Origin of the sequence: Curtobacterium sp. B8 (assembly GCF_000333315.1) — a bacterium.
Classification (GTDB): Bacteria; Actinomycetota; Actinomycetes; order Actinomycetales; family Microbacteriaceae; genus Curtobacterium; species Curtobacterium luteum.
In genome coordinates, this window is sequence record NZ_BACW01000306.1 from 1 (window position 1) to 10436 (window position 10436).

Sequence of the window (10436 nt, forward strand, 5' to 3'; positions counted from 1 at the left end):
CGACTCGATCGTCGTCATCGAGAACATCAAGCGGCACATGCAACCCGGGGTCGACCGGTCCCGGGCGGTGCTCGACGCCGTCCGTGAGGTGGCGGGCGCGGTCACCGCCTCGACGCTGACCACCGTCGCGGTGTTCCTGCCGGTGGCGTTCGTCGCGGAGCTGGTCGGCGAACTGTTCCGGCCCTTCGCGCTCACCGTGACCATGGCCCTGGTCGCGTCGCTGCTGGTGTCCCTGACGATCGTGCCGGTGCTCGCGTACTGGTTCCTCCGACCGCCGAAGACCCACCGGCACGCCGGGACGGGCGCGGACGCCCCGGGCGCGGACACCGCGACGGCCGCGGACGCCCCGATGAGCGGAGCCGCGACCGGTGCCCTGGCCTCGGCGGCCGACCTGCACGACGCCGGTCGCACCGACCGGCTCCAGCGCGGCTACCGGCCGGTCCTCGGCTGGGCGATGCGCCGCCCCTGGATCGTCCTCGCACTCGCCCTCTTCGTCCTCGCCGGGACGGCCGCCGCCGTGCCGTTCGTGAAGACGAACTACCTCGGCGACTCGGGGCAGAACACCTTCACCGTCACCCAGGACCTGAAGCCGGGCACGAGCCTCGACGACCAGTCGACCGCCGCGGCGAAGGTCGAGGAGGCCCTGCGTTCCGTCACGGGCGTCGAGACCGTGCAGACGACCATCGGGTCGAGCGGCCAGTCCATCCAGGCGGCCTTCGGCGGCGGTGCCTCGGCGTCCGTGCAGTACAACGTCACGACCGACGCCGCGGCCGACCAGCCCACGATCCAGTCCACCGCGCGCGACCGCATCGAACGGATCGCGGACGTCGGCGAGGTGTCGCTGTCCTCGGCCGGTGGCGGCTTCGGCGGCTCGAGCGACATCGAGGTCGACGTCACCGCGCCGACCCAGGCGGAGCTCCGGACCGCGGCCGACACGGTGCTGCGGAAGATGCGCGGCGTCGACGGCACCACGGCGGCGACGAGCAACCTGTCGGCGGCCGAGCCGTACCTCGCCGTGCAGGTCGACCGGCAGGCGGCGGCGGAGCGCGGGCTCACCGAGCAGCAGGTCGGCGCCCTCGTCGCGGCGGCCGTCTCTCCGCGGGACACCGGCAGCGTCGAAATCGACGACGCCACGCTCGACGTGTACATCGCCGACCCGAACCCGCCGGCGACGATCGCCGCGTTGAAGAAGCTCGCGATCCCGACCTCGACGGGCGAGGTCCCGCTGTCCGACCTCGCGACGGTCGAGCGCTCGGAGGGTCCCACGACCATCACGACCTCGAACGCGGTCCGCACGGCGACGATCACCGTGACCCCGGACGCCACGAACCTCGGGGCGGCCGTGCAGAACGTCACGGCGGCCGTCGACGCGCTGCAGCTCCCGCGCGGTGCCTCGGCGTCGATCGGCGGTGTGGCGTCGAGCCAGTCGTCCGCGTTCAGCCAGCTGTTCCTCGCGATCCTCGTCGCGATCCTCATCGTCTACGTGATCATGGTGGCCACGTTCCGGAGCCTGCTCCAGCCGCTGCTGCTCCTGATGTCGGTGCCGTTCGCCGCGACCGGGGCGCTCCTGCTGCAGATCGCCACCGGCATCCCGCTCGGCGTCGCGTCGATCATCGGCCTGCTCATGCTCGTCGGCATCGTCGTGACGAACGCGATCGTCCTCGTCGACCTGGTGAACCAGTACCGCCGTCGGGGACTCCGCGTCGCCGAGGCCCTGGTCGAAGGCGCGACGCGACGACTCCGCCCGATCCTCATGACCGCCCTCGCGACGATCTTCGCGCTCGTGCCGATGGCGCTCGGGCTGACCGGCAAGTCCGGGTTCATCTCGCAGCCGCTCGCGCTCGTGGTGATCGGCGGCCTGGTGTCGTCGACACTGCTGACCCTCGTGGTGCTGCCGTCGCTCTACTTCGTGGTCGAGCGGGCCCGGGAGCGTCGGGCCGACCGGATCGCCGCCGGGATCACCCGCAAGGAGGCGCGGCAGCAGCGTCGCGAGGACCGGAAGCGACGTCGCGAGGAGCGTCGCGGGGCCCGCGGCCGGACGACCGCGTCGGCGGACTGAACCGGCGACGCACGGACGGTCGCCCGAGCACGGGGCGAGGCGCTCGCCCGCACCGTGCGAGGGTTCGCCCGCGGGCGGGTCAGTGCTCGGAAGCCTCCACGGCACGGAACCAGTGCACGAGGACGACCACCAGGGTCGTGATGAACACGATCGCCGCGCCCTGCGACAGCACCTGCATGTGACCGGTCGCAGCGGCGTACCCGCCGAACGCGACGGTCGCGCAGAACGACAGCCCGAGGAGCAGCTCGACCACGGACCACATCGCAGAGGCGTGGTGCCAGGTGGTCGGGGCGGTCATCGGGCGCGTCGGGGTGGCGGTCACCCCGGAAGTCTGCGCCGACCGCGCCACGACCAGCAGTCCCGACTCCGGGTGGCACCCGGGCAGGGGACGCGGCGCCGACACCGCCAGACCGGCAGGTCCTGGTGTGCGTGGCCGTTCCGGTGCACGTCGCGCCGGGACCAGCGAGATCCGTTGCGCCGCTGGCAGTTCCGGTACGCAGAACCCGGGTCTGTGGCACCGGAACTGCCACATCGCGAGGCGACGTCTGCCACGCATTCCGCGCGACCCCGGCGCAGCGGCATCGATCCGTCGCGCAGGCGACCCGACGGCGGACGGGAGGCGCGGTGCGGGCCGCCGGCGTGCCTCCCGTCCGTCAGGGTGGCGCGTCGGGACCCGTCAGCCGAGCCGGTCGCGCAGGAACGCGACGACCCGCTTGCTCATGGCCTCGTCGAGCTGGGCGATCGAGTGCGCCGTCCCCTCCACCTGCACGAACGTGACCGGCACGTCGTGGTCCCGGAGCGCGGTCGCGAACTCCGTCGACTCCCAGAGCGGGATGAACTCGTCGGTCGAGTGCCCGATGAAGAACGGCGGGGTGTCCGCCGTCACCTGCGACGTCGGCGATGCCCGCTCGGCCGCCGGACAGCGCGAGTACGTCCGGCAACCGAGGTAGAGCAGCTGCTTCCGCTGGAACGACGCGGACACCCCGTCGGCCTCGGTCGAGCGGCTCGTCAGGTCCGTCGGACCGCTCAGGTCGACGACGGCCCGGATCCGGTCGCCCTCGGCGTACGCGGGTGACTCGTGGTCGGTGACCGCGAGCAGGGCGGCGAGGTTGCCCCCGGCGCTCCCACCGAACAGCCCGACGCGGTCCCGGTCGACGTCGTAGGTCTCGAGCGTCGCCGGCCGGAAGACCCAGTCGAGGGCGCGGCGGACGTCGTCGAAGCCGGCCGGGAACGGGTCGGTCGGAGCGAGCCGGTAGTCGACGTTGAAGGTGACGAAGCCCTCCGACGCGAGGTACTGGCAGACCGACCGGTAGGCGGCGGTCGCCTTGTCGCCGTGCGACCAGCTCCCGCCGTGGATCATCATCACGGCGGGCCTGGCGGTGCTCGATGCCCGGGCGAGCGCCCGCGGGTCCGCCGAGGCCGAGGCCGAGGCCCCCGAGGTCGTGGCTCCCGCGGACGGCGCAGCGGTGGCCGTGGGCGTGGCGGTGGTGTCGGGAGGACTGTCCGCGGGCAGGCACACGTCGAGTCGCTGCAGCGGGGCGGACCCGTACGGTACGTCCGCGACGACGTCGATCCCGTGGTACCGGAGCGACAGCGGGTAGATGACCGGGTCCGCGGTGACGGTCGTGTTCCGGTCGCCGGTCGGGTCCGCGCTGCAGGCGGCCACCGTCAGCAGCGCCGCGAGCACGCCGACGACTGCGAGCACGGTGCGGCGTCCGGTTCCCATCCCGACAACGCTAACCCGGCGCCCCGGCCCGCGCGCCCGCCTCCGGTGCCAGGACGGGGTCCCGGTGCCAGGATGGGACCAGACCCGCAGTGGGACGAGACCCCGCAGGAGGACCCGTGAGCCGTCGCAAGGCCTGGAACGCCGACCCCGAACCGCTGCTCCGCGTCGAGGAGGGCTTCCGCCTCGACCGCGTCGACCCCGACGCCACCCCGGGGTTCCCCGGCCGGAAGATCGACGGGCTCGAAGCGCTCGCCGCCGGCGCCGCCCGGCTCTCCGCGCTCCAGGAACGCCTGCACGCGTCGTCCACGGCGGGCGACGAACGCCGGGTGCTCCTCGTGCTGCAGGCGATGGACACGGCGGGCAAGGGCGGCATCGTCTCGCACGTCGTCGGTGCCGTCGACCCGAACGGTGTCCACTACGCAGGCTTCAAGGCCCCGACGGCCGAGGAGCGCGAGCACGACTTCCTCTGGCGGATCGAGCGCGAGCTGCCCGGAGCCGGACAGCTCGGGGTGTTCGACCGCTCCCACTACGAGGACGTCCTCATCCAGCGCGTCCGGTCGTTCGCCCCGCCGGAGGAGATCGAGCGGCGCTACGGGGCCATCGTCGACTTCGAGGACCGCCTGGTCGCGGCGGGCACCACGATCGTCAAGGTCATGCTGCACATCTCGAAGGACGAGCAGCGCGAACGCCTCGGCGACCGACTCGACCGGCCCGACAAGCACTGGAAGTTCAACCCCGGCGACATCGACGAGCGCCTGCTGTGGGACGACTACCAGGAGGCGTACCAGATCGCCCTCGAGCGGACGTCGACCCCGCAGGCGCCCTGGTACGTCGTGCCGGCGAACCGGAAGTGGTACGCCCGGCTCGCGGTGCAGCAGCTCCTGCTCCGCGCGCTCGAGGACATGCAGCTCACGTGGCCGCCTGCGGACTTCGACGTGGCCGAGCAGCGTCGTCGGCTCGCCGAGTCCTGACCGGGCTCCCACCCGGCCGGGAGGCACGGCTCGCCCCCGCCACGCGCCTCACCTCTGCACGGGCTGGCCACGCGTCGCCGGATCGCGTAGACTCACTCGGTCGGCTCTCGACGCCGTGACATTGTGATCACGGAGTGTTCGTCTGGGTGTGTGTTGCTCGAGGGCTGGATTCACGTCGATCCGCGACGGGAAGAACCCCCTCTCCGCACGCTGCCTGCGCCGATGTCGCTGCCGGGCCCTGCGGACGTTCTGCACCCCAGGAAAGTAGCCATGGCCCCGTACAACAAGGGCGGCGCGGACAACCGTGCCTCCGACCGCGTCCGCCACCCGAACGGCACCCCCGCCGCTCGCAGCAGCAAGCACCGCGGCTTCCGCGCCGCCGATCCGTCGCAGCCGCGCCAGAAGCAGCGCTGGGATGCCGAGGAGCGTCGCGGCCGCGGCGCGCAGGGCGACCGTCCCGCGCGCCCGAACTGGGAGCCCCGCGAGGGCGGCCAGAGCCGCTGGAACCGTGACGACCGCGGGCCCCGCCGCGATCAGGACGACCGCGCTCCGCGTCGGTTCGACCGCGACGATCGTGACCGTGCGCCGCGTCGTGATCGTGACGACCGTGCCCCGCGTCGCTTCGACCGTGACGACCGTGACCGTGCACCGCGTCGTGACCACGATGACCGTGCACCCCGCCGCTTCGAGCGCGACGATCGCGCGCCGCGTCGGTTCGAGCGCGACGAACGCGCGCCGCGTCGGTTCGACCGCGACGATCGCGCGCCGCGTCGGTTCGACCGCGACGACCGCGACCGTGCACCTCGTCGTGACCAGGACGACCGTCCGCGTCGCTTCGACCGTGACGACCGTCCCCGTCGCTTCGACCGTGACGACCGTGACCGTGCGCCACGTCGTGACCAGGACGACCGTGCCCCGCGCCGGTTCGACCGTGACGAGCGCGCCCCGCGCCGCTCCTTCGACGAGGACCGTCCCCGCCGCGAGCGCTTCGACCGCGACGACCGCGACCGTGCCCCCCGTCGCTTCGACGACCGCCCGCGCCGCTCGTTCGACGAGGACCGTCCGCGCCGCGACCGCTCGGACCGCGACGAGACCCGCACGCCGTACGTGCCGGCCGACGACGTCAAGCTCGAGAAGCTCCAGGCCGAGGCCACCGTCGCGGCCGACGTCGAGGGCGTGACCTTCGGCGACCTCGGCATCGGCGGCAACATCTCCCGCGCACTCGCCGAGCTCGGCGCCGCGACCCCGTTCCCGATCCAGGCCGCCACGATCCCCGACGTCATCGCCGGCAAGGACGTGCTCGGCCGTGGTCGCACGGGTTCCGGCAAGACGATCGCGTTCGGTGCGCCCCTCGTCGAGAAGCTCATGGAGCACGGCGGCGGCACCAAGCGGAAGATGGGTCGAGCCCCACGCGCGCTCATCCTCGCGCCGACCCGCGAGCTCGCCCTGCAGATCGACCGCACGGTGCAGCCGATCGCCCGCTCGGTCGGGCTCTTCACGACCCAGATCTACGGCGGTGTCCCGTACGGCCGCCAGGAGGGCGCCCTCGAGCGCGGCGTCGACATCATCGTCGGTACGCCCGGTCGCGTCCAGGACCTCATGAACAAGGGGAAGCTCGACCTCAGCGAGGTCATCATCTCCGTGCTCGACGAGGCCGACCACATGTGCGACCTCGGGTTCCTCGAGCCGGTCCGCGAGATCCTCTCCGCGACCGCCGAGGTCACGCCGCAGGGCAACCGCGCGCAGAAGCTCCTGTTCAGCGCGACCCTCGACGCCCAGGTGGCCTCGCTCGTGTCGGAGTTCCTGCACGAGCCGAGCGTCCACGAGGTCGCCGGTGAGGACCAGGCGTCCTCGACGATCGACCACCGCGTGCTCGTGGTCGAGCAGCGCCAGAAGGACCAGCTGCTCGAGGAGCTCGTCGCAGGCTCCGGCAAGACCATCGTCTTCGCCCGCACCCGCGCGTACGCCGAGCGGCTCGCCGACCAGTTCGAGGACGCCGGCATCCGCGCGACCTCGCTCCACGGCGACCTCAACCAGTCGCGGCGCACCCGGAACCTCGGGCTGCTGACCAGCGGCCGGGTGAACGTGCTCGTGGCGACCGACGTCGCGGCCCGAGGCATCCACGTGGACGACGTGTCGCTCGTGGTGCAGGCAGACGCACCGGACGACTACAAGGCGTACATGCACCGCTCCGGCCGCACGGGCCGCGCCGGAGCCGAGGGCACGGTCGTGACGATCGTCACCCGGAACCGCCGTCGCAAGATCGAGGGCATCCTCGACAACGCCGAGATCGAGGCCGACCTCGTGGAGGCCGCCCCCGGCGACCGCCTGGTCGCGGAGCTCGCGGCGCGCTGACGCACGGACGGACCGACGGGAGGCACGGTNCCAGCTGGCNCCGTGCCTCCCGTCGGTTGCTGGAGCAGCCGCGTCAGCGGTTGCAGAAGAGCAGACCGCGCACGTACCCGGCCTGACCGGCGTGCTGGACGCAGTCGTCGAGGATGCTGACGAGCCGGACGCCCGCGGTCACGGGCGGGTCCCAGGCGTCGTCCACGACCGCGTCGAGGTCCTCCGGGGTCAGCGTGCCGAGGTACGCGACGGTCCGGGCGGTGACCGCGTCGAGGTAGCCGGACAGCAGGTCCGCCGACGCACGGACACGACCGACGTCGTCCCGTGACATGCCGTACCCGAGTGCCTCCGCGGGGAACGGCAGGCCGAACCGCCGGGCCCAGCCGTCCGCGGTCCAGACCTGCTCGGAGCCCGCGAGGTCCGCGACCTGTGTGTCCTGGCCCCGGGCGATGTGCCACGCGAGCCAGGCCAGCGTGTTCGCTCCCGCCGCGGGCCGGGCGGCGAGCTGGTCCTCGGACAGGCCGTCGAGGGCGCGGCCGACGGTCGCCGGGACGCGGGAGAACGCTTCGGTGAGGAGTGCAGCGGGTGTCATGCCCGCGACGCTACGCGCGGTGCGCGAGGGCGTCGCCGACATGCTCGAAGACCTCCGCGAGCGCCGTGCGTGCGGCCGGCGCGACGGCGTCGGCGAAGGCGGTCCGCCACGGTGCGCTGAGCTCCTCGGCGATCCCGGCGCCCGACGGTGTGAGGTGCAGGAGGATGCTCCGGCGGTCGTTCGGGTTCGGACGGCGCTCGAGGTGCCCGCGCTGCTCGAGGCGGTCGATGAGCGACGTCATGGCGCCGGTCGACAGCTGGAGGAACGCCCTGGCGTCCTTCGGGGTCATCCCCTCGCCGTCCGCGGCGGCGAGGTGGAAGACGAGCCGTGCGTCGGTCGGGCCGAGGTCACGCGCCGCGCTCGCACGGTCCAGGGCCTGCGTGTGTCGGGCCTGGAACCGCCGGAACGCGTCGACGAGTCGATCGAGCTCGGCGTCCGACGCGGGCACGAGGACGTCGGGGGAGCCCGGCGCCGGCGGCAGTTCGGTGGCTCTGCGTCCGGGGAGGACGGGGGTGGTGTCCGACATCGCGGTTCTCTCGGGTGGGGGTGGCCGACGCGGTGGGATCCGCGTTCATCCAGTGTACGCAAGTACCTCAACGATCAAACTACCCCGACGGGGGGGGGGGGTGTTCCGTGTCTTGTGTGTCGCACGGCGATCGAGTAGCTTGACGATCGTAACAACACGACGGTCGCTCACCTCGACCGCCGCCACGGCACGCAGCGCGACCAACCACCGCGGGTCCGGGCCGGCCACCGATCAGATCACTTCTCCGCTGGAGCACACCCATGTCCCGTGTCACGCCTCGCGCTGCCCGTCTCGCCGCCTGGATCGCCGTCCCCGCCGCACTCGTCGCCTCGGGCGTCGTCGTCTCGACCGCCTCCTACTCCGCGTTCTCCGCCACCACCGTCAACCCGACGAGCAACTGGACCGCCGGCACGGTCGCACTCTCCGACGACGACGCCAACACCGCGCTGTTCACCGTGACAGGGCTGAAGCCCGGGTCGACCGGCACCAACTGCATCGCGGTGACGTCCACGGGGTCGCTGCCCTCGACCGTCAAGCTGTACGGGACGAACGCGGCGACGACGAACGCGCTCGCGACCAACATCAACCTCACCGTCGAGCAGGGCACCGGCGGCGGCTTCGGCTCGTGCACGGGCTTCACCGCCGCGGCGACGAGCGGCACCCTCTACACGGGCACGGTCGGCGGCTTCGGCTCGACGTCGACGAACTTCGCCTCCGGCGTCGGCACGTGGGCCCCGACCGGCACCGCGTCCGAGACCCGCGTCTACCGGTTCACGTACACCGTCCCGACCTCGGCGCCGAACTCGATCCAGGGCGGCACGGCGGCCCTCGGGTTCACCTGGGAGGCCCAGAACAGCTGATCCGCCCGCACGGTCCCGTCGTCGCACGCCAGGTCGGAGGTCCTCGTGGTCAGCACCGCGGTGCCCGGTGGTCACCTGCCCCGGGCCGTGCTGCGTGACGCCGTCGACTGGGGGCGGGTGGTCGTGGCGACCGCGGCCCGCGCGGTCGTGGCCGGGCTCCTCGGGCTCGCGCTCTGGGCGGCTGCGCCGGCGCTCATCGGCTGGCAACCCACCACGGTGATGACCGGGTCGATGGCGCCGCGGCTGGCGCCCGGTGACGTCGTCGTCTCCCGGCCGGTACCGCCCGACGAGGTCCGGCCGGGCCGGATCCTGCTCGCCGACGACCCCGACGTGTCCGGCCACCTCCGGATGCACCGGTTCGTGGAGGAGGGCCCCGGCGACAGCATCGTCACGAAGGGCGACGCCAACCCGCAGGCGGACTCGACGCCGCTCGAGCGGTCCGCGGTGCACGGTGTGGCCTTCCTCCGCATCCCGTTCATCGCCGCGCCGGTCACCTGGCTCCACGACGGCGACTGGGTGCGGCTCGTGCTCCTCGGGCTCGGCCTCGCGGCGGTGCTCGCCCTGTGCACGGTGGACGGCTCGCTCCGGCGGCTCGTCGACGAACCCGCGGACCCCGGCGACCCACCGGACGACCCCGGGGGCGACCCCTCGACCGGCCTGGAGGCGCGGGGCGGGCCCGTCACGTCCCTCCAGGCCGACGGATCCCCGCCCGGCACACGCCGGTCGCCGCGCGGACACGGGCGACGACGCCGTCCGCAGCACCGGCTGCGCCGGCTCGGCGGCACGGCCGCCGTGGTGCTGCTCACCGTCGGGGTCGGGACCCTGGCGCCACCGTCCGCGGTCGCGGCCCCGTTCTCGCGGACGACCGGCTCGGCGTCGAACTACGGGGCGGGGACGCCGCAGGCGGTCCTGACGCTGTCGTGCGCCCCGGCGAGCAGTGACAGCGTCACGATCTCCTGGACCTACCCGACCACGCCCGGCATCGGCGAGCCGTACAGCTTCGACCTCGTGTCCGGCGGGACGCAGGTCGCGACCGCGGACGGCGGTGCGACCTCGCTGAGCTACCGCGGCGGCGGCCTGCTCGTCGTCGGGACCTACGACCTCCGCCTCCGCACGAACCTCGGGGGCACGTGGACGGTGCTCAGCCCGCAGACGGTACGGGTGCGGGTGCTCTCGGTCGTCGGCCTGGGGTCGGCTGCCTGCGCCTGACCACGACGGCTTCCGTTCACAGGGGCCGCGGGGCGCCGGGGGATGTCCGTGGGCGGCGCTACCGTGACCGCATGCGGATTCTGCACACCGGCGACTGGCACCTCGGTCGCACCCTGCTCGGAGCCGACCTGCTCGACCACCAGGGGG

The 10436-nt window shown here is 73.2% G+C and carries 9 protein-coding genes; 5 read left to right on the forward strand and 4 right to left on the reverse strand.

The annotated features are described in order from the left end of the window. Positions 1-2059: efflux RND transporter permease subunit (locus tag I59_RS07495; RefSeq protein WP_022903329.1), on the forward strand; the 2059-nt coding region annotated here is incomplete at its 5' end. A 79-nt stretch (positions 2060-2138) separates the two neighbouring features. Here I59_RS07495 and I59_RS07500 read toward each other — a convergent pair. Beyond that, on the reverse strand, positions 2139-2381 hold the full coding sequence (locus I59_RS07500; protein ID WP_031273285.1) for a hypothetical protein: 243 nt from the start codon (positions 2379-2381) through the stop codon (positions 2139-2141). 354 nt (positions 2382-2735) lie between these two features. Further along, complete coding sequence (locus I59_RS07510; RefSeq protein ID WP_022903331.1) at positions 2736-3785, reverse strand: alpha/beta hydrolase; 1050 nt, start codon at positions 3783-3785, stop codon at positions 2736-2738. 116 nt (positions 3786-3901) lie between these two features. Here I59_RS07510 and I59_RS07515 point away from each other — a divergent pair, with 116 nt between their 5' ends. Then, positions 3902-4756 (forward strand): PPK2 family polyphosphate kinase, encoded by an 855-nt coding sequence (locus tag I59_RS07515; protein WP_022903332.1) that lies wholly within the window; start codon positions 3902-3904, stop codon positions 4754-4756. A 270-nt stretch (positions 4757-5026) separates the two neighbouring features. Then, positions 5027-7111, forward strand: a complete 2085-nt coding sequence (locus I59_RS07520; protein ID WP_022903333.1) for a DEAD/DEAH box helicase — start codon at positions 5027-5029, stop codon at positions 7109-7111. Positions 7112-7184: 73 nt separating this feature from the next. On the opposite strand, the gene I59_RS07525 is transcribed toward I59_RS07520, so the two are convergent. Beyond that, entirely contained in the window at positions 7185-7694 is a 510-nt protein-coding gene (locus tag I59_RS07525; protein WP_031273288.1) for a DUF664 domain-containing protein, read from the reverse strand. Between the two features lie 10 nt (positions 7695-7704). Further along, entirely contained in the window at positions 7705-8220 is a 516-nt protein-coding gene (locus I59_RS19470) for a MarR family winged helix-turn-helix transcriptional regulator (RefSeq protein WP_022903335.1), read from the reverse strand. Between the two features lie 260 nt (positions 8221-8480). Between I59_RS19470 and I59_RS07535 the strand changes: the two genes are divergently transcribed. Both I59_RS07535 and I59_RS07540 read left to right on the forward strand, forming a co-directional pair. Next, complete coding sequence (locus tag I59_RS07535; protein ID WP_022903336.1) at positions 8481-9080, forward strand: hypothetical protein; 600 nt, start codon at positions 8481-8483, stop codon at positions 9078-9080. Between the two features lie 45 nt (positions 9081-9125). Then, a complete protein-coding gene (locus I59_RS07540; protein WP_022903337.1) occupies positions 9126-10289 on the forward strand; it encodes a S24/S26 family peptidase in 1164 nt (387 codons plus the stop codon). Positions 10290-10436 lie beyond the last annotated feature (147 nt).

Excerpts from the sequence above, each read along its gene's own strand:
- I59_RS07510 (WP_022903331.1), bottom strand. The coding sequence starts at position 3,785 with ATGGGAACCGGACGCCGCACCGTGCTCGCAGTCGTCGGCGTGCTCGCG.
- I59_RS07535 (WP_022903336.1), top strand. The coding sequence starts at position 8,481 with ATGTCCCGTGTCACGCCTCGCGCTGCCCGTCTCGCCGCCTGGATCGCC.
- I59_RS07525 (WP_031273288.1), bottom strand. The coding sequence starts at position 7,694 with ATGACACCCGCTGCACTCCTCACCGAAGCGTTCTCCCGCGTCCCGGCG.
- I59_RS19470 (WP_022903335.1), bottom strand. The coding sequence starts at position 8,220 with ATGTCGGACACCACCCCCGTCCTCCCCGGACGCAGAGCCACCGAACTG.
- I59_RS07520 (WP_022903333.1), top strand. The coding sequence starts at position 5,027 with ATGGCCCCGTACAACAAGGGCGGCGCGGACAACCGTGCCTCCGACCGC.